Here is a 21,895-nt window from a genome sequence, read left to right on the forward strand (position 1 = left end):
ATGCTGTGTTTAGATCACACGAGAAAACTGCTGCTGACGCGCTTTGGCTCGCAAGTACTTATCAAAGCACATACAGATATTGCGAATAAGCAAACGGCCACGAAGTGTCACGCGGATCGCTTGTTCATCCACTTCCACCAGCGCATCATCAATAAAGGTCTGTAGCAATTGTAGGTCTTCTTTAAAGTACTGATTGAACGTCACGGCAAACTGCTTCTCAATCGCCACTTTGTCGAGTTTGAAGTTACAAATCAGCTGTTTGATCACTTCTCGACGCAATAAATCGTCACCATCCAGCGCAACACCCTTCCACAGAGCATGACGTAAATCATTCACTTGTGCATAGTACTTTTTCAGCTCTTTTTGGTTTTGCGCATAGGCATCGCCAATCATGGAAATGGCCGATACACCAAAGCCAACCAAGTCACACTCTCCTTGCGTTGTGTAGCCTTGAAAGTTGCGATGCAGCACGCCATTACGCTGAGCCACCGCCAGTTCATCGTCAGGCAACGCAAAGTGGTCCATGCCGATGAATTGATAGCCCGCATCGGTCAACGTCGCGATGGTGTTTTGCAGAATCGCCATTTTCTCTTCCGCTTTCGGCAGATCTTCATCTTTGATTTTGCGCTGCGCAGCAAAAAGCTGAGGCATGTGAGCGTAGTTAAACACCGACAATCGGCCTGGCTGCATGCTGAGGACTTGTTCTAACGTTTTGGCAAAAGAATCTCGATCTTGCTTAGGCAAACCGTAAATCAAGTCAAGGTTGGTTGAACGGAAGCCGAGCTGCTTCGCGCGCTCAACCATCGCGAAAATAAATGCTTCATCTTGCTCGCGATTGACCAGCTTTTGCACTTCTTTGTTGAAGTCTTGCACACCGATACTCAGGCGGTTAAAGCCTTCTGCACGTAGGTGACCCAGCATTTCCAACGCAATTTCTCGTGGGTCAACTTCAATACTGATTTCGGCTTCCGCTGTGAAGGTGAACTCTTCACGCAGCAGTGTCATCAAGCGGGTGATTTGCTTAGCACTAAGAAATGTTGGTGTACCACCACCAAAATGCAATTGCGTTACGCGACGACCTTGCAGTAAAGACGCACGTTGGCGAATCTCATGCTCCAACACATCCAAATACTCATCCGCTTTGTGCGAATGGCGTGTTATCACCTTATTACAGCCACAGTAGTAGCACAGCTTATGGCAAAACGGGATGTGAATGTACAGGGATAGCGGTCGCTCTGGGTATTGCGTGCAAGCCATATCGTAGTCAGAAATGGTAAATGCTTCATGAAACTCAAGCGCCGTTGGGTAAGACGTATAACGCGGACCTGAATAGTTATATTTGTCTAATACCGCTTGGTCCCAAACAATTTGTTGGTTCGATTCAAGGTTCTGATTCGACATGGTGGTACTTCCATAAAATGCTGTGGGGCGCTATTTTGCCACATCAATGAGACGCTCATGGCGCTGTGATATGGCTTTTTTATCGCCAATTTTTAGAAGTGCTAGCCTGATCACGATAGCCCTACTCAAAAGTAGGGCTATGGATTAGATCATCTGAATATGGATTTGATTATTCAGCGGCTTCACTTTCTGTTGCAGAGTTTTTAACTCTTCAATCACCGCTTCGCTGAGGCGACCTTCCGCTTTGTGGCGCTCAAGGTTTTGCTTCATGCGTTGCTGTTTCTCCAGCTTTTGTCTCTCTTCGCCACGCGCCATATCTTTTACGATGTGGTAAAGCTCCGCAATGGCGGGATAAGTGGCATCGAAGTCGACGCGTTCCTCACCTTGAACGTAGTCCATGATGCAATAAACCCGAATCGCAATTTCGGATAAGTCACACTGACCCTGAATGCCCGCAAGGCATAGGGTATTTACGCTATCAAAGATATTGGCGTTGCGCTTCTCTATCGCCAATTTTTGATGCTGGAGCTGCAACTCCTTTTGCTTTTTAAGCTGGAGTAGAAGGTAACCAGCATACGACGCTAAACCAAGAATGATTGCGCCACCAAGAATGGCCAGTAGGGTTACACTCATCCGTTCGCTTATCCTTTGTAATCATCCATATCAAAGTCTTCAAAATCCGCCAGCAGATCATCATCAGAGCGTGATTTGCGCACTGGTGCTTCTTCTTCAAACTCTTCTTCCGCTTCTGGCTCTAGCAGACCAAGCTGGCTCATCAACTGCTCGATGCGATCCAGTTTTTCATCCACGTATTGCTGTAGACCACGGCCTAGGTTTTCACCTGATTCGATGCGGTCAAGCAACACGTTCAGTTTCGCATCATTTTCGAGCATCTCGAGCTCTTGTTCTGCAGACAGACGACGCTCTTGTTTCGTCAGCTTTTTCGCTGGCTCAACAATCAATGGAATTTTCTTTTTGCTGCCTAAACGCGGATCACGAACCTGCGAAGAGCCGTGTTTTTGCTGCGCACCTTCTTCCGAATTGCGACCGCCCGCTTTTAGGCCTTTACGTTTTTTATCTTTCTTGCGTAAACGACCAGCAACATCTGACTCTGAACGATTACGGGTAACCATAAATTCCGGGGCGCCAGCGGCACCCGGCTTTCTCGATTTTTTCTTACGACTCATTACTGGGTCTTCCTCAGTAAAATTACATCTTTGCCAATAAATTCAAGTTCGAGCTTATCTCGCTCTGCCAGATACTGAAACGTTGCTTGGCTAAAAAAGATCACATGCGTGGGGTCATTTTTATAGTGCCAGTTCGCAAACGCTTCTCGATCAATCACCATTTTGGTCATTAGACCGATCCAGCCTCTGGGTTTAACTAAATTCAACCATTGTTGCCACACCACATTGGGTTCATAGAGGTGCTCGATCACCTCAGTAGCCGTCATGAAGTCATACTCTCTTCTCAGCACTGAACGGTCTGGATGATAATAGAGATCGTACAACGACATAACGTGACCATGCTCTTCTAGCATCAGTGAGAGCGTTGGTCCGGGTCCACAACCAAAATCCAGTCCATTTGATTGGGGTGCGATTCGTTCTAAAAGAGGATCGGTAATACGCGATAAGAAGCGGCGATAACCGAGGTCCAATGGATTGTTCTCATGCAGATCATAGTGAGATTTTTCAGTTTTTGCATCCAAGCGTTGCTCGGGATTAACAAACACCAACTCACAGCGCGCACATTGCAGATACTCACGACGCTTGTCAGTAAAATAGTGCAGAATCTGATCATGCTGACATAAAGGACAAGTATGCATTCGGACTTCCTCAAACAGGGATGCGAAACATACCAGAAAGTCGACCCAGATTGGAGAGCCAACGGGCAAATAATCACCAATTTCGTAAAAAAACGGCCAAAATAAAAAAAGCGACAGCCATGCTGTCGCTTTCCGAACGGCCACTGAGTGGCCAAAACTGTGTTGCACTCATTCAGTGCACCAATAATCCATTTGTTTTTCGTGCTTTCCATGCCAAAAGGTGTTGTTCGTCATCTTCCTGATGATTTTTGGCTTTCCATCGACTTCCTGTATCACGGCTTACTCCCTAAGCCTGATCCTTTACCCTGTCTTAACCTTTAGACGAGATGACCATCCTTATCTGACCTGTATCCTACAGGTCTAACGTCCTTTTCTCCGACTACCAAGCGATCCGTTGCTTGCATCCTTGGAGACCATCTTGGTCTGAATCCTTCACCAACTCCCTGCTGGTGATGCCTAATTTACCTTGTCATCAAAATGAAACAAGCGAGTGAAAACGATTTCGTCGACGTTTTTAACTTAATTTTTATTTTTCTCTATTTATCAATGCATTAAATAAAGCACTTAGACAAAGGCGGGAAAAGAAATGGCAAATGTCTTACAAAGACTAAGGCGATTTGTCTTTTCTCTTCTTTTCTACCTAAACCATGTGAGTACATGGCTATCAAAAAAGAAAACGCCCTAGTACAGTAGTACCAGGGCGTTTTCATACAACCTTTGCTCGAGCGGTTCAGGCTAATTAGTGAAGACCACCAACATATTTAGACAGAATCTCAATGTCTTCGTCGGTCAGTTTCTTCGCGATGTCACGCATCATTGCATTCATATCATTGCCACGTGACGCGTCGCGGAATTTAACAAGTTGAGCTTTGATGTAGTCAGCATGCTGACCTGAAATTTTAGGGAAACCTGAAAGCTCAGTACCGTTACCACGAGGGCCATGACAAGCAATACATGCTGCAATACCACGGTTGGCATCGCCTGCGGTATAAAGCACTTTACCTTGCTCCACCACATTTTCTGGCGTGGTGTTGTGAGAAATTGGCAGTGAGGCATAATAAGCCGCGAGATCCGCCATGTCCTGTTCACTTAATGGCATAGCCATGCCACTCATAACCGGATCGTAACGACCTTGCTTACCAGCACTTTCCATACCTAATTTGAGATCTTTCAACTGCTTCTCAAGGTATTTGGCGTGTTGACCTGCCAGTTTTGGGTAAGTAGTGATTGCACTGTTGCCGTCAGCACCGTGACACGCAACACACGTTTGGGATTTTGCTTTACCAGCTTCAATATTACCTTGGGCCCATACTGAGCAGCTGGCTATAAGACTCAAAATTAGCGCTAATTTCTTCATGACATTCCATTATAATTATCAAGCTTCCAGTACCACGGATGTGAACATACCGAGTACACTCATGGTACAATAGGCGACCTTATGCCGAGCACGGTTATTTTACACAATTTCACAAAAAAGTAATCAATCGACTACACAAAGTCGAGATGGAGTTAACAGTGAGCGTAAAAATTCATTACCAAAACACGCATTTCATCACTAGTGCACCCGATATTCGCCATTTACCCGCTGATGAAGGGATCGAAATTGCGTTTGCAGGACGCTCAAATGCTGGTAAGTCCAGTGCACTGAATCGCTTAACCAATCAGAAAAACTTAGCTAAGACCTCGAAAACCCCAGGTCGTACTCAGTTGATTAACTTGTTTAAAGTCACGGAAGGTTGCCACATTGTCGACCTACCTGGGTACGGCTTTGCACAAGTGCCACTTGAAATGAAAAATAAGTGGCAAAAATCACTTGGTGAGTATTTGCAAAAACGCGAATGCTTGAAGGGCTTAGTGGTACTGATGGACATTCGTCATCCAATGAAAGATCTCGACCAACAGATGATCTTTTGGGCAATTGAAAGTCGTATCCCTGTGCAAGTACTGCTGACAAAAGCAGACAAACTGAAGAGCGGTGCGCGTAAAGCGGAATTGCTCAAAGTGCGCAAGTTGGCGGAAACCTTCGGTGGGGACGTACAAGTGGATGTCTATTCCTCCCTCAAAGGGCTTGGGGTGGATCAGCTTAGAGCCAAACTGGATACTTGGTTTGCACCTGCGCTTGCTCACCTGCTGGAAGACGAAGAAGGGTCAAATTCAGCCGAGTAAAACGGATAACCATCGCTTCGCTCTCAAAGCCCTGCTGTTTATAAGCAGGGTTTTTTGTGTCTCTTCTTACTTGGCGGATTGGTCATCACTGAATACGCCTTTCCGTCATTGTTCAGCGCAAAGTTCTCTCCTTTAGATACAAAAATCCCCGCCATCCTGGCAGGGAAACGGGAGAGAAAAATCGGTAGTTATTGTTATGCTTTGAAGCATTACCGATGTTTGTTTCTATTTCAATAGCTCAGTCATTGATGAAAATGACACACCCTCTCAGCTTTCGCCCTCTAAAAACCATCTAACTAACTGATAAAAATAAGAAATACATCAATAACATCCTATTTATATATGCACTTAGTTTTCCAAGAGAAATAATCAGAGTGTGAGTGGTGTAAATTTACATATTGATATAACGCTCTGTTGCGTTCGTTTTTCAATCTGAAACCGTATAAAAAGAAACAAACAAGAGGCGTTAAGAATGGAGATGCGATATAGATATGATTTAATTGAAATTTTATTTAGCCCAATAAAAAACGCCCCAGTCAAATAACCTGACTGGGGCGGCTGAATCAGCCTAATCCAATAACGTGAAACAAAAGGTCTGAAAGATAGAACATCTTACCTCTGTACCCTACGCGTACTAATGTACAACAATTGGTCAGAATTGCAAACTTTTTCTGTAGTTTTTTTTCATGATTTTTTTATTTAACTACAACTCAACAATATTTCTGCAAACTTTTTTGATGCTAAAAAAAAGCCAGAGTTTGTGCTCTGGCTCATGATATTTATTCGTTTTTGTACAAAAAATGCTTAATGCGCTTGATCCCAGTTGTCACCATGGCCAGCTTCCGCCACCAAAGGAACATTTAACTGTGCTGCAGATTCCATCAATTGTTGTACTTTACTTTCAATTTCGGTCAAACAGGACTCTTCCACTTCAAACACCAGTTCATCGTGTACTTGCATCAGTAATTTGACTCGACCATTGCCTTCCTCTTGAATCCACTGATCCACCAACAACATCGCTTTCTTGATGATGTCTGCTGCAGTGCCCTGCATTGGAGCGTTGATCGCCGCACGTTCTGCTGCTTTACGACGCATCACATTGCGAGAGGTAATTTCCGGTAGATGCAAACGACGACCAAAAATGGTTTCAACATAACCATGTTGAGCGGCATTTGAACGTGTGTCTTCCATGTACTGCATGACACCAGGGTAGCGCTCGAAATATTTATCCATATAAGCTTGTGCTTCACCACGCGGAATTCCAAGCTGTTTCGCTAAACCAAACGCACTCATGCCATAGATAAGACCAAAGTTGACGGCTTTGGCTCGACGACGCTGCTCACTGGAGACTTGTTCAATCGACACGCCCATGATTTCTGCCGCGGTTGCCGCATGGATATCTTTGCCTTGCTGGAAGGCGTCAAGCAGTGCTTGGTCACCAGACAAGTGCGCCATAATACGCAATTCAATCTGTGAATAGTCGACCGCAAGAATTTTATAGCCATGTGGCGCAACGAACGCTTGGCGAATACGGCGTCCTTCTTCATTACGAATTGGAATATTTTGCAAGTTTGGATCGGTTGACGATAAACGACCAGTAGCCGTCACGGCTTGATGGTAAGACGTATGCACGCGCCCTGTGTGTGGGTTAATCATTTTCGGCAGCTTATCGGTGTAAGTCGATTTCAACTTCGCTAAGCCACGGTACTCCATAATGACGCTCGGCAGTGGGTAATCCAACGCGAGTTCTTGCAACACTTCTTCTGCTGTAGAAGGGGTACCTGAAGGCGTTTTCTTGATAACAGGTAAACCCATTTGCTCAAACAAGATGGTTTGCAGCTGCTTTGGCGAGTTCATATTGAATGGCTGGCCTGCGATTTCATACGCTTTTTGCTCTAACTCTCCCAAGCGCACAGCGATCTCTTGAGATTGCGCAGACAGTTTCATGTCATCAATCAACACACCAGTCCGTTCCATACGTGATAACACTGGCACTAATGGCACTTCAATCTCTTGATAGATGGCGTTGAGTTTCTCATCTTGTTCAATATTGGCAAACAAGCGGTTGTGCAAACGCAAGGTGACATCCGCGTCTTCGGCGGCATAAACCGCAGCTTCATTCAGATCAATTTGATTGAAAGTCAGCTGATTCTTGCCTTTGCCAGCCAATTGCTCAAACGAAATACAACTGTGCTGTAGGAAGCGCAGTGCCAAGCTATCCATGTCGTGCTTGCCGCCCACGCTGTTGTACACATAAGAAGCCAGCATGGTGTCGTGCTTGATGCCCTTCATCTCAATACCATAGCGAGCCAGCACTGAGGCATCGTACTTCAAGTTTTGGCCAACTTTTGCCTTCGTATCATCTTCCAGCAGTGGCTTAAGTTGAGCCAGCACCCAATCGCGATCAAGTTGCTCCGGAGCATCCAGATAATCGTGTGCGACAGGCACATAGGCAGCTTCACCTTCTGCCACAGCAAATGACAGGCCCACTAAGTTAGCGACCATGTAATCAAGGCTGTCCGTTTCGGTATCGAAGGCAAACAGCTCTGACGCTTTCAGCTTGTCCAACCAAATGTCGAATGTCGCTTGGTCGAAGATGGTTTGATATTGGCTACGGTCAATATTCGCCGCAGCATTGTTGATTTCACTTTCAACCGGAGATGCGCCACTGCGTACCGAGGTTTGTGCTTTTTCATCCGCTTCAACAACACCAGTGCCACCTTCTAGTAGCTCATTGAGCCAAGATTTAAAGGCCAGTTGGCCATAGAGCTTGATCAGCTCATCTTTATTTGGCTCTGTTTTTAAAAGGGATTCTGGCGTTTCTTGCAATGCAACATCAAGCTTGATCGTCGCTAGCTGATAAGACAGCAACGCATTGTCTTTGTTGTCCACCAGCTTCTTCGCCATGGTTTTTGAGCCGCGGAAGCTCAGTGCCGCAATGTCATCCAAATGGTCGTACAACTGACTAAGACCACCAATACCTTGCAGCAGAGCTGTGGCGGTTTTATCACCCACACCAGGCACGCCAGGAATGTTATCGACCTTGTCACCCATTAACGCGAGATAATCGATGATCAGTTCAGGTGGAATACCGAATTTCTCAATGACCCCTTCTCTGTCCATCACGACATTGGTCATGGTGTTGATTAGGGTAATGTTGTCGTCCACTAACTGAGCCATATCTTTATCACCGGTACTGATCAGCACCGGCATCCCTTGTTGAGAAGCTTGATAGGCCAGCGTACCAATCACATCGTCCGCTTCAACACCTTCAATAGCAATCAAGGGAAGCCCCATTGCTTTAATAACTTGATGAAGAGGTTCTATTTGGCAACGCAGATCGTCCGGCATTGGTGGTCGGTTGGCCTTATATTCCGGATACATATCGTCGCGAAAGGTTTTGCCTTTGGCGTCAAACACCACCGCAATACGATCAGAAGCAAACTGACGCATCATGCTGCGCAGCATGTTCACCACACCGTAGACCGCATTGGTTGGGATATCACCATTACTCATGGTGCCAGGATAGGCATGAAACGCTCGATAGAGGTAAGAAGAGCCATCAATAAGAATTAATGGATTTTCAGGAATAGTGGCCATAGTTGTCGTTATCCAGCAGAGAATAAAATGATCTGCTAAGGATGCCACGTCTAATCCAGTGAATCCACGCTCTCGCATAAAATCCGTTAGCTAAGATGTCACAATTAGCTCACATTTTCCTCTCCATCTGTGGATAAGTCTGTTTATATTAATTATCCACCGGATATTCAAGTCGTTAAAACCAGTATAAAAATGAAAATATCACATTGAAAAATAAGACAAAATATCAAGATCGAAGCGAAAGAAAACGATCATTTAGCGATCATCCATTGTGGACAAAGATAATCACTGAGAAAAAATAAGTCTTTCTGTACAGAAAAAAACCAATAAAAAAAGCGACATCGTTTGATGTCGCCTAGCAAAATTGCGGTGAAGCTAATTCGTTGAATACGGCAGCTTAACCATAAAGCTATAAATTACACTGGAAGCAATGTGAGCAATGTCGTGTCAAAAAGAATTCGTGCAAGTTCAGAGCAATTTGTATCATCACCTTTTCAACACCGTTGTTTGGGGTAAATCAACATCCTTGTGAACTTTTCCTCATTCCCTAAGACGCCTTAATAATAACAATTCTCATTTGCATGTCAACTATCAAATGAGAAAAAATCTCATTTATTTACCGTGATACTCAAGCTTTATGAGCCATTTAATTTGGACTCTCATGTTTCTATATTATTTTCAAAGAGATATACATTAACGCTCCCTCTTAGTGAGCACATACCCATCAAGCAAAGCGCTTTTTTGATTGTTATCTTCCTGACAAAACGTAAAAAGGCTGGCACAAGCCAGCCTCATAACCTCGCAAGAGGGATTACCACTATTCAGTTTTCAAGAATTGCGCCGCTTGCGCATTGTCTTCCGCTAACCATTGTGCGACATCTTTGGCAAAGTAAGTCAAAATGCCATCCGCACCCGCTCGTTTAAAGCAAAGCAACGATTCCAACACCGTTTCACGCTCTTTCAACCAACCATTTTGAATCGCGGCTTTGTGCATCGCATATTCGCCCGACACTTGATAGGCGAATGTCGGTACTTGAAGCTCTGTTTTAACACGGCGTACAACATCGAGGTATGGCATGCCCGGCTTCACCATCACCATATCGGCACCTTCATTGATGTCTAATGCTACTTCGTGCAACGCTTCATCGCTGTTGGCGGGATCCATTTGGTAGTTCTTTTTGTTTCCACCTTTTAGGTTGGATGCAGAGCCCACCGCATCACGGAATGGCCCGTAGTAGTTGGATGCGTATTTGGCGGAGTAAGCCATGATTTGAGTATGAATGTAACCCGCTTCCTCTAGAGCGTCACGGATACGGCCAATTCGACCATCCATCATATCTGAGGGAGCCACTACATCCGCACCCGCTTCCGCATGCGACAACGCTTGTTTGATCAGAACTTCCGTTGTCTCATCATTCATCACATAGCCTTCTTCATCAATGATGCCGTCTTGACCATGGGTGGTAAAAGGATCAAGTGCAACGTCTGTAATGACGCCCATTGCTGGAACGTGCTCTTTTAATGCACGCACTGCTCTCTGAACCAAGCCTTCAGGGTTATAAGCTTCCGCGGCACAAAGGCTTTTCGCGTCTTGATTCACCACAGGGAAAAGAGCAATCGCTGGCACACCAAGCTGAGCAAGGTACTGTGCTTCTTCAAGCATCAAGTCAATGGAAAGGCGCTCTACGCCAGGCATAGATTCAACACTCTCACGACGATCTTTACCCATTAAGATAAACATCGGGTAGATCAAGTCGCTAACCGATAGCTGATTCTCCGCCATCAAACGACGACTGAACTCATGCTTGCGCATACGGCGCATACGGCGCGCTGGGAATGGGCCTTGAATAGATACAGACACTCTCGTCTCCTTGTCTGGTGTACAGAATTGGCAAAATCATATCACTACGAAGGCTGCGCGCCAGCAACAATAAAGAAAAATCGCAAAAATGACCAAATGCTCACACTGGCGTATACTCTGCACACCTTTTGAACGCTGAGATAACCTAATGATTGACACTCATGCCCATATTTACGCCAAAGAATTTGACCAAGACCGCGACCAAGTTGTGCAACGCGCGCTTGAGCAGGGCATTGAAAAAATCTTACTACCCAATATCGACCTCGATTCCATTGAGCCGATGCTACGCACCGAAGCCGCGTACCCAGACATATGCCATTCAATGATGGGGCTGCATCCATGTTATGTGGACAATAATGTGAAGCAGACGCTCGAGACGATCCACGCTTGGTTTGCAAAACATTCGTTCATTGCTGTCGGTGAGATTGGTATCGACTTGTATTGGGATAAAACGTATCAAAAGGAGCAAGAGTGGGCCTTTGCCACTCAGCTTAATTGGGCAAAAGAGCTTAAACTGCCCGTTGTCATTCATACGCGAGATTCCATTCAAGAAACTCTCAAACTCCTAAAAGCCGAGCAAGACGGTACATTGAGTGGGGTATTTCACTGCTTTGGTGGTTCAATTGAAGAAGCCAACGCCATCAACGACCTTGGTTTCCATCTTGGTTTAGGCGGGGTCACCACCTTTAAGAATGGTGGCATGGACAGTGTCATTCCAAGCCTAGATCTCAACTATGTGATTCTCGAGACGGATTGCCCTTATTTAGCCCCCGTTCCACATCGCGGCAAACGGAATGAACCTGCTTATACCCGATTGGTCAATGAACGGATCGCCGATCTACGACAACTCTCCAATGAGGAAGTGGCTAAAATAACCTCAGAAAATGCCAAACGTTTGTTTCACTTACTGGATAAATAATGAGTGCCACTTAATGAGCAATTAGATAAAACCTTGTTTTTACTGTGTAAATAGTAAATAGACTCATCACTTTTAAGCAATAAATATGAGATCAGAATCACATCCACTAATGGCATTATAAGTGAATTGCATATATGATCTCTGCCACAAAAATCATAACAAAAGTGAGAAGTTACATGTGTAATCACAGTATTCACTTACAACGTCATCATCGCTCCTTCTGGCAAAAAATCATCGGCATCAAAGAGATTTATATTTGCCAAAATTGTGGTCATACGATCAAAGTGAGATAAAAAAAGCGGCTTCATTTCATGAAGCCGCTTTTTTATTATTCTTGCTCTTGTTCTTCGCTTTCCTCTTTGCGGGTATAGAAACGCGCAAAGAATAAACCGACTTCAAACAACAAACACATCGGAATGGCCAATAGGGTTTGCGAAATCATATCTGGCGGAGTTAACAGCATCCCTACGATAAACGCACCAACAATAATATAGGGACGTTTTTCGCTTAAGCTCTTCGGATCGGTTGCTCCTGTCCAACACAGCAAAATGATCGCTACTGGTACCTCAAAAGCAATACCAAATGCTAAAAACAGCGCTAAAACAAAATCCAAATAACTGGCGATGTCGGTGGCAAACTCCACACCTCCTAAAGAGATGGCGGTGAAAAAGCCAAACACCAGGGGAAAGACAACGTAATAGGCAAACGCCACGCCGCAATAAAACAACAACGAACTGGAAACCAACAATGGCATGATTAAGCGACGCTCATGCTTATACAAGCCAGGCGCCACAAAGGCCCAAACCTGATAAAGAATAAACGGCACAGCCAAAAAGACCGCCACGATCAAAGTCAATTTGAGTGGCGTGAAAAACGGTGAAGCCACATCCGTTGCGATCATCGTCGCCCCTTCAGGAAGACGCTCCACCAGCGGCGCCGAGATAAACTCGTATATTTCACCAGAAAAATAGATTAGGCCGACAAAGACAATCAACACTGCAAGGATCGCTTTCAATAAGCGATTACGCAGTTCTAACAAGTGGCTAATCAAAGGTTGAGTCTGCTCAACGGTAGACATGTCAAACCTCTAGAATCAAAACGGATCAAAAAAGAGCTACCCAAAGAGTAGCTCCCCTATGTGAGACTATTCGGACTTGGTATTTGCCGCCGATGTTTTTGTCGCCTCTGTTTGATGAGTCGCGTCACTAGACGAGCTGGACGTGGCTTCATTTTTGGCTGACACATCTGCGTATGGGCGATTCACCGACTGAGCAGCTTGTTTTAGCTGCTCCACGGACGCTTTCAGGTCTGGCGAAAGTTCTTCCATCCCCATTTGCTCTGCTTTACGCAAGTTTTCTTGTAGCTCCTGAACTTTGAGTTCATGAGCTAACTCGTCTTTAACGCTATTTGCCATGCTTTTCGCTGCACTAACAAATCGCGCCACACTACGAATCGCATGCGGCAAACGCTCTGGCCCTAAAACAACCAGACCCACGACAAATATCAATACCAGTTCCCAAAAACCGATATCAAACACTTATTACGCCTGCTCTTTGTCTTTTTTACTTTCGGTCGCAGCTTGTTTGCTTTGCTGCTCTAGACTTTTCGGCTCAAAGTCTGCGTCTTTCTTCTCAGACTCTTCTTCGTTCATCGCTTTCTTGAAGCCTTTAATTGCGCCGCCTAAATCACTACCAATACCGCGCAGTTTTTTAGTTCCGAATAGCAATACAACGATGACAGCAATAATCAACAGTTGCCAGATACTGATACCACCCATTCTTTTTACCTCGGGTCTTTTGTAACAAAAATTAGATCAAGAGTTTAACGTCTAACGACGATAAGCTCGCCAACTGAACAGCCAAAATGTGACGCCTGCAATAGCCGTCGCCAGTGAAAGCTGTTCATAAGTGTGGTCCACCAATATTGCCGAGCATACGACTAATGTGGCCCCAACGCCAAATAAAAACTTTCCTGTTGCCTGCTGGCGCTTGCTGGCTCGATAGCCTTGGTAAAGCTGATCCATTCTCTGGTTCATCGCTTTGCCCTGTTTGAGGCTGTCATACAGCAACTCCGGCAGTTCAGGTAATTTTTCCGCCCAATAAGGCGCGCGGTCTTTTATTGCATTGATCAACGCCTTAGGACCAACTTGATTCATCATCCACTCTTCAAGGAAGGGTTTTGCGGTTTCCCAGAGATCAAGCTGAGGATAAAGCTGGCGCCCTAATCCTTCCACATACAGCAAGGTTTTTTGCAATAACACCAGTTGCGGCTGAACTTCCATATTGAATCGCCTTGCGGTATTGAATAGGTTCAATAACACATGACCAAAGGAGATTTCACACAACGGTTTGGCAAAAATCGGCTCACAGACAATACGAATCGCAAATTCAAATTCATCAATATTGGTGTCTGCCGGTACCCAGCCAGAGTCCACATGCAGCTCTGCCACACGTCGATAATCACGATTAAAAAACGCCAAAAAGTTTTCCGCTAAATAGCGTTTATCTTCGCTATTTAATGTGCCAACAATGCCACAATCCAAACCAATCCATTGTGGGTTCTCGGGATGTTCAGGGTTAACAAACACGTTCCCTGGATGCATGTCTGCATGGAAGAAGCTGTCGCGAAAAACTTGGGTAAAGAAAACACTCACCCCTCTTTCTGCCAACAACTTCATGTTGGTGCCATTCGCTTTCAGGCCTGCAATATCCGAGACTTGGATGCCGTATATTCGCTCAGAAACCATGACAGTTTCATTACTAAAGTCCGGATAAACTTCAGGAACGTATAACTCTTCGCTGTCGGTAAAATTACGTCTTAGCTGTATCGCATTGGCCGCTTCGCGACGCAAATCAAGCTCATCCAGTAAGGTTTTCTCATACTCTCGAACCACTTCGATCGGTTTAAGACGACGTGCTTCAGGCATTGCTTTGGCGACTATACGCGCCATACGTCGCATCAGTTTTAGATCTGCATCAATGATGGGACGAATATCTGGGCGAATGACCTTTAATACCACTTCTTGGTTAGTCGTTTTCAGCTTGGCGGTATGCACCTGCGCAATGGAGGCCGACGCTAAAGGAACTAGGTCAAAATCACTAAACCAGGTTTCTAAAGGCCCACCGAGCGCTTGCTCCATTTGTGCTTTCGCCAATGCACCATCAAAAGGCGAGACTTGATCTTGCAGCAGTGCAAGCGGGTCTGCAATGTGAGGAGGAAACAGATCGCGACGAGTAGACAACATCTGGCCAAATTTAATCCAAACAGGCCCTAACTCTTGCAGTGCAAGACGCAGACGATCCCCTAACGGTTTTTCTGGATGCTGATTTTTAAGCCAAAACAAGCTTTTGCGCATCCAACGTGGGGCTTTGGCAAGTTGATGGTCTGGCAGTAGGTCATCCAAACCATATTCAAGCTGAACTTTAATGATGCGATAAAGGCGCTTTAGCTCTGTCGGGGTCATGCTTTCTCCAACAGTTTTTGCAGACGAGCTTCTAGTCTGGCGAGTTCACTTTTGACCTCGTCTACTTGGTCACAGAAGTAAGCCACTTCCAATGGTCCAGGTGCCAGACGCCATTCTTCGGTAATCACCTGAGCAAGATGATGCTGCTGCTTTTTCGCTTGACGCCCGACGAAGCCACCGACATTCTTTACACCCTGAGCCAAAGAGTGAGCGACCACATCCCCAGTGACACGCGATACCCATTCCTCGACATCCGGTTTTGCATCCGTGATGAGCTGAGCAAATTTCTGCGCTAATTGAATATCCCCCTCAAGGATCAGCTTGTCTTGCTTAATCAGCTTCGTGATATTGGCTTGCTCTCTCAGCTCAGGCAACACCGCCAATTTAAGCGACAAATAACAATCCGGTTGGCCTTCATAATTGGCTAATACATCGATCTGTTGGCTAAAAATAAACGTCAACGTTTTGTTCAGCTCCTGGAGATGAACTTGGATCACTTGCCCCTTTAAACGTAATAAACGCTTTTCGAGATCCGGATTGTCTTTCACCAGCACATTGAGGCTAGTTTCAATCACTGCGGTAATGAGTGGTTCAAATGGCATAGAGGCTCCTAAAATTTGTAGCCACGATGCAGGGCAACAATGCCACCCGTCAAATTGTAGTATGAGGTATTTTCAAAGCCCGCTTCTTGCATCATCCCCTTAAGGGTTTCTTGATCAGGGTGCATGCGAATCGATTCGGCCAAGTAACGGTAGCTATCGGCATCGTTCGCAACTAACTCACCCATTTTCGGTAATAGATGGAAAGAGTACGCATCATACACCTTGGATAACGGGTCAAAGACAGGTTTGGAAAATTCCAATACCAACAAACGACCACCCGGCTTGAGCACTCGGAACATCGAACGAAGCGCTTTATCTTTGTCAGTCACGTTACGTAGGCAGAAACTGATGGTAATGATATCAAAGTAATCATCCGGAAATGGCAATTCCTCGGCATTCGCTTGTACGTAATGAACGTTACCGACAATGCCGCTGTCTCGTAGCTTGTCACGACCGACATTGAGCATAGAATTATTGATGTCAGCAAGAATGACATGGCCCTTTTCACCCACGATACGGGAAAACTTGGCCGTCAAATCGCCTGTGCCACCACCTAAATCTAATACTCTCTGACCAGGACGAGCACCACTGCAATCGATGGTAAAGCGCTTCCACAAACGATGAATTCCCCCTGACATCAGGTCGTTCATAATGTCGTATTTGGCTGCGACTGAATGAAATACTTGAGCAACCTTAGCGACTTTTTCTTCTTTCGCTACGGTAGTGAAACCAAAATGCGTGGTTTCTGATGATTCTAAAGCTGTATTCGATTGCACGCTGATGTCCGTCATTATTTTTCCTCTTGGGCAGTGCGGTTCGATTGAGGGCCGAAATGGTTTTCTTGGCCCAAGACTGCGGTCGAATAGTTTACTTTATCCTCAACGGGATGTCTTTCTACTAAAGAGTCATTTTGTGCTAATTGAGTTAAATCCGCCGAGATAGGGCGTTTGACTTCAACACCCAGCTCTTTGAAACTTTCAGCCTGACGAATGACATTTCCTCGCCCGGTCACTAATTTGTTCATTGCCCCTTGGTAACTTTGGTTAGCTTTATCCAGCGCTCCGCCTAAGTTTTGCATATCATCAACAAACAAGCGCAGCTTGTCGTATAGCTTGCTTGCTCGCTGTGCAATGATCTTCGCGTTCTGGCTCTGACGCTCATTGCGCCAGAGGTTATCAATGGTTCTCAAAGCAACCAGTAACGTGGTTGGACTCACCAAGATGATATTTTGCTCCATCGCGTCTTTGACGAGGCTCGGATCAGCTTGTATTGCCAATTGGAAAGCGGGCTCGACCGGTATAAACATCAGCACATAGTCCAAGGAGTGAATACCTCTGAGCTGGTGATAATCTTTTATACTTAACCCTTTAATGTGCGCACGAATCGCAGCAAGGTGATTGGACAACTCAATGTCGCGCTCGCTGTCCGACTCCGCATGGAAATAGCGCTCATAGGCTACCAACGTCATTTTGGAGTCGATCACCACTTGCTTATCTTGAGGCAAATAGACGATCACATCGGGTTGATAGCGTTTACCCGCTTCATTTTGCAAACTGACCTGAGTTTGGTATTCATGCCCTTCACGTAATCCTGATTCCGCAAGCACACGCGCCAGCACCACTTCTCCCCAGTTTCCTTGCTGTTTATTATCTCCTTTGAGCGCTTGCGTGAGATTCACGGCTTCACGAGTCATCTGCTCATTCAAGCGTTGTAAATTTTTCAACTCATGCACGAGCGTATGACGTTCTTTTGCCTCATGACTAAAACTATCATTGACCTGCTTCTTAAAGCCTTCTAACTGCTCTTTTAAGGGTGACAATAGTCCTTCTAAACTGAGGCGGTTTTGTTGATCAACCTTAGCGCTTTTCTCTTCAAAAAGTTGATTAGCAAGATGCTCAAACTGCTGTTTCAAGCGCACCTCTGCTTGTTCCAGAATTTGCAGCTTCTCCTGATTCGCTTGAGTCAGTTGCTCATGGCGAGCCTGCTGCTCACGCAGTTGTGTCTCTAACTTTGCGTTGCATTCCCTTAGCGCCGTTAACTCATCAAAGTATTGTTGACGCTCTTGTTTTACCGCATCGAAGTAGCGTAGTTTTTCAATTGCGGCCATCAACTTACCATGAGTCTGTTTGACCTCATAAGCTGCCTGATCGCGCTCCTGATCATAATCATCTAATTCTGTTTGGAGCTGTTGCATTCCGTGCTGCAGTTGTTCGATTTTACTGGCAGATAAACGTTGTTCACTTTCTAGCTGTTGTTGCAACAACTGATTCACCACCGCAAGCTTCTGGCGCTGCCACCAAGCGGCTAAAATTGCGGTCAATAGCGAAGAAAAAAGGGTCATCAGAAGGGAAGCTTGGTTATCGATAATCCATTGCATAGTAAGGCGTTCTAAGAAAAGAGATGCGTGTTTCAATGGTATTTACATACTGGATAAATGTCCAGTTTGTTGCACAGAAAATCCTCGCTTACACTAGGTGCTTTGCTTGCTGACTATCATTTTGAGGATTTATGAACGAGCGTCGCGCCCTAGGATTCGGGCTTTCTGCTGTATTGTTATGGTCTACTGTAGCGACCGCCTTTAAACTTACGCTCGCTGAGTTTAGTCCAATCCAAATGCTCACCATAGCCAGTGTTGTTTCTGCAATGGCCCTTCTCGCGATTTGCGCCTTGCAAGGAAAGCTGACACAGATCAGTGCTACTTTCTTATCAAATCCTTGGTATTACTTACTGCTAGGGTTGATTAACCCATTAGCCTACTACCTCATTTTATTTAAGGCCTACGATCTATTACCTGCCTCTCAGGCCCAAGCGATCAACTATAGCTGGGCCATCACACTGACACTGATGGCCGCTGTGTTTCTTGGACAGAAAATTCGTAAGCAAGATTGGGTAGCCTGTGTATTCAGCTACGTTGGTGTGATTGTCATTGCGACAAAAGGCGATTTATTAGGACTGTCATTTGAAAGCCCTGTGGGCGTAGCGCTAGCACTCACCTCGACTTTACTTTGGGCTGGCTACTGGATCCTCAATACTAAAAACCAAGCCGATCCTATTGTTGGTGTGTTGCTTGGTTTCTTAGTCGCGATTCCTTTTGCCATTGCTTTGACGGTAATCGAAGGCCAGTCATGGGGGCAGATTTCGATGCAGGGCTGGCTTGCTGTCACTTATGTTGGCCTGTTTGAGATGGGAGTGACTTTTGTCCTATGGCTTTCTGCACTAAAACTCACCAATAACACAGCAAGGATAAGCAACCTCATTTTCGCCTCACCATTTATCTCTCTCATGCTGCTTTCCTCCATAATTGGCGAGGAAATTCACCCTACAACCCTCATTGGCTTGATGCTCATTATTGCAGGGCTGGTGATTCAGCAGATCAAATGGGGCAAAAGAAAGCTCGCTGCCGCGGATCACTCTTAACTGATGCTGGCTTACTGCTAACTAAACATGTTGTAAGCCATTTCACTTCCTTGCCCTCTGATTTGATCGATCACAAAGGCGCGTCCGGGAGTAATGCCCAGCGCCGCTGCCGCAGGGTGTTCAGCCAAGTAATGTTGCTTTTCCTCTTCTTCTAACATCGAATCCCAGCGCTTATTGATGTCTCTTGCCAAGTAGAGCAAGCAAGCTAACCGCTTGGCTATCTTAGCCTTGCCAGGATGATTGATGTTTTCAATGGCGTCTTTCATTTCTGGCGGAAACTTCCAAGCTTCGGCGAGCTTCGCTCCAAGTTCCGTCGCATCCGTGCCCAAGACCTCTCTTTGTGCACTTAACGGAGACTGCCCTTCCGCGATTTTATTACTGATTTCTATCGCTTGTTCTGGCACCAATGAGTGAATCATCAACTCTCCAATATTGTGCAGCACACCCGTCGTAAATACTTCATTGGCATCCAACTTCGCTTGATCTGCTAGCTTGCTCGCAATCATCGCGACCTCAAAGGTATTGGCCCAATAATCCTTGATATTCAATGTTTCAATTTTAGGGAACGCGCTGTAGAGAATTGAAGAAGAAACAAGAGTGCGAACAGCCCCACTCCCAACACGTATAACCGCTTCATTGAGGTTGGAAAGAGGTTTGTTACCGGCAAAATGTGCCGAGTTAGCCATTCTGAGTAATCGAGCACTGAGTACCTGATCCATCGCCAATTTTTTTGATAGCTCAGAAAAATCAAAATTATCTCGATTGACCATCTCAAGTAATTCTTGCAGCACACTCTCAATCCGAGGTAATTCGTTGAGACGTGAAATCAGAGCTTCTTGGGACATACCTCTCTCCTTAGACTGTCGTGTTACTTAATTAATATAGGACACATTAAGCAAGATAGACTCCTCGTTCTCTATTTAGTTTTTGGTATTGATTTAAAGCCAGTTAGGGGTTTTAAATCAACTAGAGTGGAAGAGCCCAGAAAATTGGCTAATACCAATCTGGAAAATTAACTGTTCAGGTCTATCCAGCTTCTCGAGCACATCTGTCTGACTCTGGCCGAACATTCCAAAAAACTATTCCAAGCCCTACATACTTTGGAGACAATGTCTTCGTAATCCGCAAAAGATTGATTGGCGAGATAGTGTTGTCTTAACCAACTCCACACTTGTTCTATCGGGTTTAGCTCTGGTGAATATGGCGGGAGCTTGATGATACTGACATTGTCAAATGGCTCAGCAATGTCATTTGTATGCCAACCCGCGCCATCCATAATGACCACTGCGTGACGACCTTTTTCGGTCACCGCGAAGAGTTGCTTCAGATGCTCAACCATAATGTTCTTGTTAACCCAAGGAACGACCATTGCCTCACCAATACCTCTAGCGGGGCATACTGAGCCAAACAAATACGCATATTCAAACTGCTGCTGTTTTACCACTCTTGGTCTTGAGCCACGCTCAGCCCAAAGTCGAGTTGTCGTGTTTTGCTGGCCAAATCTTGCTTCATCTTGAAACCAGACATCGACGTTATCAAGCCCCATGTGACCGGGGATCTTAAGGATCGTTTCAATTTTGAATTTTTTTAAAATCGTCTTGGATTTGCTGGGATTGACGAGGGTGTTTGGAGCGTGAAGTTATCCAAGCAAAGCCCATATGGTTGAGCAAGTAGTAGATCGAATCTGGGTGGTAGTGTTTGCCAAATTCATTAACGATATAAGCATGAATATCGTTACCAGTTAATCGACCGCCAGACGAATCCATCGCTCGAGCTTTTATATACTGACTTAATTGTTCTCGCTGCTCCGCGTTAAGAAATGCTGGGCGACCCGTTCTTGGTTTCTCTTGCAGTCCTTCAAGCCCTTCTTCAAGGAAGGTTTGTACCCATTTATTCACACTGGCTCTGCTTACCTTAAGGAACTTAGCAATTTGGGTTCGAGAGTGACCATCTTTAAAATGGGCCAATGCGAGCAATCGCATCTTCATTTGAATCGATTTTTGTTGGCTAGCAAGTTTTTTGAAATCAATGTTATTAAGACTGTCCATAGCGTCATTTATCACGAAGAAGTAACAGCCTTAATTAGATCATATTTTTAGTTAGGTTGGTATAAGTTGGATGAGTACAAACAAAAAGACCCAGCATGTCAGCTAAGGTCTAGCATAAGTAGTAAACAGCAAAGCTTTCAACTCTGGCATAAGCGGGATGCACTCCCCTTAAAAAAATTCACTACGCTTAAAACGACCAAACCCAGTCTGAAGACTGGGTTTCTAAATAAGTGGCTGACGGCTGGGGTGGCAGTCAACGGGCAAACCTTTTGCGGGACTCGTTGGTCACAGACCAAAATAATACAACAGAAACAAAAAGACCTCAGCATTTCTGCTGAGGTCTGGAATAAGTGGCGGAGCGGACGGGACTCGAACCCGCGACCCCCGGCGTGACAGGCCGGTATTCTAACCAACTGAACTACCGCTCCGCACTGGTTAGACCTAAAGTCTAAATTAAAAGCCTGGCGATGTTCTACTCTCACATGGGGAAACCCCACACTACCATCGACGCTATTTCGTTTCACTTCTGAGTTCGGAATGGATTCAGGTGGGTCCAAAACGCTATGGTCGCCAAGCAAATTCTGTTTTTGTCT

20 protein-coding genes, 1 tRNA gene and 1 rRNA gene are annotated in these 21,895 nt (G+C 45.3%); 3 read left to right on the plus strand and 19 right to left on the minus strand.

The genetic code is table 11. The annotated features are described in order from the left end of the window. Positions 1 to 9: 9 nt before the first annotated feature. The 5 genes from hemN to VV1_RS04335 all read right to left on the minus strand — a co-directional run bounded on the left by hemN (position 10) and on the right by VV1_RS04335 (position 4,583). Positions 10 to 1,401 carry an oxygen-independent coproporphyrinogen III oxidase gene (gene hemN / locus VV1_RS04315; protein WP_011078961.1) on the minus strand — a complete coding sequence of 464 codons (1,392 nt, stop codon included), beginning with the start codon at positions 1,399 to 1,401 and terminating at the stop codon, positions 10 to 12. Positions 1,402 to 1,545: 144 nt separating this feature from the next. Next, positions 1,546 to 2,034 carry a DUF2489 domain-containing protein gene (locus VV1_RS04320; protein ID WP_011078962.1) on the minus strand — a complete coding sequence of 163 codons (489 nt, stop codon included), beginning with the start codon at positions 2,032 to 2,034 and terminating at the stop codon, positions 1,546 to 1,548. A gap of 8 nt (positions 2,035 to 2,042) precedes the next feature. Next, on the minus strand, positions 2,043 to 2,588 hold the full coding sequence (yihI, locus tag VV1_RS04325; RefSeq protein ID WP_011078963.1) for a Der GTPase-activating protein YihI: 546 nt from the start codon (positions 2,586 to 2,588) through the stop codon (positions 2,043 to 2,045). Further along, a complete protein-coding gene (locus VV1_RS04330; RefSeq protein ID WP_039555099.1) occupies positions 2,588 to 3,226 on the minus strand; it encodes a class I SAM-dependent methyltransferase in 639 nt (212 codons plus the stop codon). The genes yihI and VV1_RS04330 overlap by 1 nt, the downstream gene beginning before the upstream one ends. A 739-nt stretch (positions 3,227 to 3,965) precedes the next feature. Continuing rightward, positions 3,966 to 4,583, minus strand: a complete 618-nt coding sequence (locus VV1_RS04335) for a c-type cytochrome (RefSeq protein ID WP_011078965.1) — start codon at positions 4,581 to 4,583, stop codon at positions 3,966 to 3,968. A 158-nt stretch (positions 4,584 to 4,741) separates the two neighbouring features. Between VV1_RS04335 and yihA the strand changes: the two genes are divergently transcribed. Beyond that, entirely contained in the window at positions 4,742 to 5,392 is a 651-nt protein-coding gene (yihA, locus tag VV1_RS04340) for a ribosome biogenesis GTP-binding protein YihA/YsxC (RefSeq protein WP_013572586.1), read from the plus strand. A gap of 563 nt (positions 5,393 to 5,955) precedes the next feature. Here yihA and spfP read toward each other — a convergent pair. From spfP to hemB, 3 genes are all read right to left on the minus strand, one after another. Continuing rightward, complete coding sequence (gene spfP / locus VV1_RS25575) at positions 5,956 to 6,003, minus strand: small protein SpfP (protein WP_438356636.1); 48 nt, start codon at positions 6,001 to 6,003, stop codon at positions 5,956 to 5,958. Positions 6,004 to 6,196: 193 nt separating this feature from the next. After that, the gene (gene polA, locus VV1_RS04345) at positions 6,197 to 8,992 is read right to left on the minus strand and encodes a DNA polymerase I (protein WP_011078967.1); all 2,796 of its coding nucleotides are present in this window, start codon (positions 8,990 to 8,992) and stop codon (positions 6,197 to 6,199) included. An 817-nt stretch (positions 8,993 to 9,809) separates the two neighbouring features. Next, complete coding sequence (gene hemB, locus VV1_RS04350) at positions 9,810 to 10,853, minus strand: porphobilinogen synthase (protein WP_011078968.1); 1,044 nt, start codon at positions 10,851 to 10,853, stop codon at positions 9,810 to 9,812. Positions 10,854 to 11,001: 148 nt separating this feature from the next. On the opposite strand from hemB, the gene VV1_RS04355 reads away from it, so the two are divergent. Next, the gene (locus tag VV1_RS04355; protein ID WP_011078969.1) at positions 11,002 to 11,772 is read left to right on the plus strand and encodes a TatD family hydrolase; all 771 of its coding nucleotides are present in this window, start codon (positions 11,002 to 11,004) and stop codon (positions 11,770 to 11,772) included. Positions 11,773 to 12,100: 328 nt separating this feature from the next. Here VV1_RS04355 and tatC read toward each other — a convergent pair whose 3' ends face one another. The 7 genes from tatC to rmuC all read right to left on the minus strand — a co-directional run bounded on the left by tatC (position 12,101) and on the right by rmuC (position 18,214). Further along, entirely contained in the window at positions 12,101 to 12,850 is a 750-nt protein-coding gene (tatC, locus tag VV1_RS04360) for a twin-arginine translocase subunit TatC (RefSeq protein ID WP_011078970.1), read from the minus strand. A gap of 66 nt (positions 12,851 to 12,916) precedes the next feature. Continuing rightward, complete coding sequence (gene tatB, locus VV1_RS04365; RefSeq protein ID WP_011078971.1) at positions 12,917 to 13,309, minus strand: Sec-independent protein translocase protein TatB; 393 nt, start codon at positions 13,307 to 13,309, stop codon at positions 12,917 to 12,919. 3 nt (positions 13,310 to 13,312) lie between these two features. Next, positions 13,313 to 13,549, minus strand: coding sequence for a Sec-independent protein translocase subunit TatA (gene tatA / locus VV1_RS04370; RefSeq protein WP_011078972.1), 237 nt, complete (start codon positions 13,547 to 13,549; stop codon positions 13,313 to 13,315). Between the two features lie 51 nt (positions 13,550 to 13,600). Continuing rightward, positions 13,601 to 15,235, minus strand: coding sequence for a ubiquinone biosynthesis regulatory protein kinase UbiB (ubiB, locus tag VV1_RS04375; protein WP_011078973.1), 1,635 nt, complete (start codon positions 15,233 to 15,235; stop codon positions 13,601 to 13,603). After that, a complete protein-coding gene (locus VV1_RS04380; RefSeq protein ID WP_011078974.1) occupies positions 15,232 to 15,837 on the minus strand; it encodes a ubiquinone biosynthesis accessory factor UbiJ in 606 nt (201 codons plus the stop codon). Before VV1_RS04380 ends, ubiB begins: the two co-directional genes overlap by 4 nt. Positions 15,838 to 15,845: 8 nt before the next feature. Then, positions 15,846 to 16,628, minus strand: a complete 783-nt coding sequence (ubiE, locus tag VV1_RS04385) for a bifunctional demethylmenaquinone methyltransferase/2-methoxy-6-polyprenyl-1,4-benzoquinol methylase UbiE (protein WP_011078975.1) — start codon at positions 16,626 to 16,628, stop codon at positions 15,846 to 15,848. Beyond that, on the minus strand, positions 16,628 to 18,214 hold the full coding sequence (gene rmuC / locus VV1_RS04390) for a DNA recombination protein RmuC (RefSeq protein WP_011078976.1): 1,587 nt from the start codon (positions 18,212 to 18,214) through the stop codon (positions 16,628 to 16,630). The genes ubiE and rmuC overlap by 1 nt, the downstream gene beginning before the upstream one ends. Positions 18,215 to 18,345: 131 nt before the next feature. Here rmuC and VV1_RS04395 point away from each other — a divergent pair, with 131 nt between their 5' ends. After that, positions 18,346 to 19,254: a DMT family transporter gene (locus tag VV1_RS04395; RefSeq protein ID WP_011078977.1), complete on the plus strand. Its 909-nt coding sequence runs from the start codon at positions 18,346 to 18,348 to the stop codon at positions 19,252 to 19,254. A 17-nt stretch (positions 19,255 to 19,271) separates the two neighbouring features. On the opposite strand, the gene VV1_RS04400 is transcribed toward VV1_RS04395, so the two are convergent. The 4 genes from VV1_RS04400 to rrf form a co-directional block, all read right to left on the minus strand. Beyond that, on the minus strand, positions 19,272 to 20,099 hold the full coding sequence (locus tag VV1_RS04400) for an HDOD domain-containing protein (protein WP_011078978.1): 828 nt from the start codon (positions 20,097 to 20,099) through the stop codon (positions 19,272 to 19,274). Between the two features lie 167 nt (positions 20,100 to 20,266). Continuing rightward, positions 20,267 to 21,302, minus strand: a protein-coding gene (locus VV1_RS24520; protein ID WP_133295485.1) for an IS630 family transposase whose coding sequence is annotated in 2 segments (ribosomal slippage) — positions 20,267 to 20,842 and positions 20,844 to 21,302 — 1,035 coding nt in all. Because the reading frame shifts where the segments join, the coding sequence is not laid out codon by codon here. 351 nt (positions 21,303 to 21,653) lie between these two features. Beyond that, positions 21,654 to 21,730: transfer RNA gene (locus VV1_RS04415), tRNA-Asp, on the minus strand. Between the two features lie 31 nt (positions 21,731 to 21,761). Then, positions 21,762 to 21,877, minus strand: a 5S ribosomal RNA gene (gene rrf / locus VV1_RS04420). Positions 21,878 to 21,895 lie beyond the last annotated feature (18 nt).

Origin of the sequence: Vibrio vulnificus CMCP6 (assembly GCF_000039765.1) — a bacterium.
In the GTDB taxonomy this organism is placed as follows: Bacteria; Pseudomonadota; Gammaproteobacteria; order Enterobacterales; family Vibrionaceae; genus Vibrio; species Vibrio vulnificus_B.

What these genes read in the sequence shown, in the direction of transcription:
- rmuC (WP_011078976.1), bottom strand. Translation starts at nt 18,214, where the DNA reads ATGCAATGGATTATCGATAACCAAGCTTCCCTTCTGATGACCCTTTTT.
- VV1_RS04335 (WP_011078965.1), bottom strand. Translation starts at nt 4,583, where the DNA reads ATGAAGAAATTAGCGCTAATTTTGAGTCTTATAGCCAGCTGCTCAGTA.
- yihI (WP_011078963.1), bottom strand. Translation starts at nt 2,588, where the DNA reads ATGAGTCGTAAGAAAAAATCGAGAAAGCCGGGTGCCGCTGGCGCCCCG.
- VV1_RS04395 (WP_011078977.1), top strand. Translation starts at nt 18,346, where the DNA reads ATGAACGAGCGTCGCGCCCTAGGATTCGGGCTTTCTGCTGTATTGTTA.
- ubiE (WP_011078975.1), bottom strand. Translation starts at nt 16,628, where the DNA reads ATGACGGACATCAGCGTGCAATCGAATACAGCTTTAGAATCATCAGAA.
- polA (WP_011078967.1), bottom strand. Translation starts at nt 8,992, where the DNA reads ATGGCCACTATTCCTGAAAATCCATTAATTCTTATTGATGGCTCTTCT.
- VV1_RS04320 (WP_011078962.1), bottom strand. Translation starts at nt 2,034, where the DNA reads ATGAGTGTAACCCTACTGGCCATTCTTGGTGGCGCAATCATTCTTGGT.
- VV1_RS04330 (WP_039555099.1), bottom strand. Translation starts at nt 3,226, where the DNA reads ATGCATACTTGTCCTTTATGTCAGCATGATCAGATTCTGCACTATTTT.
- tatA (WP_011078972.1), bottom strand. Translation starts at nt 13,549, where the DNA reads ATGGGTGGTATCAGTATCTGGCAACTGTTGATTATTGCTGTCATCGTT.
- ubiB (WP_011078973.1), bottom strand. Translation starts at nt 15,235, where the DNA reads ATGACCCCGACAGAGCTAAAGCGCCTTTATCGCATCATTAAAGTTCAG.
- tatC (WP_011078970.1), bottom strand. Translation starts at nt 12,850, where the DNA reads ATGTCTACCGTTGAGCAGACTCAACCTTTGATTAGCCACTTGTTAGAA.
- VV1_RS04355 (WP_011078969.1), top strand. Translation starts at nt 11,002, where the DNA reads ATGATTGACACTCATGCCCATATTTACGCCAAAGAATTTGACCAAGAC.
- hemN (WP_011078961.1), bottom strand. Translation starts at nt 1,401, where the DNA reads ATGTCGAATCAGAACCTTGAATCGAACCAACAAATTGTTTGGGACCAA.
- VV1_RS04380 (WP_011078974.1), bottom strand. Translation starts at nt 15,837, where the DNA reads ATGCCATTTGAACCACTCATTACCGCAGTGATTGAAACTAGCCTCAAT.
- VV1_RS04400 (WP_011078978.1), bottom strand. Translation starts at nt 20,099, where the DNA reads ATGTCCCAAGAAGCTCTGATTTCACGTCTCAACGAATTACCTCGGATT.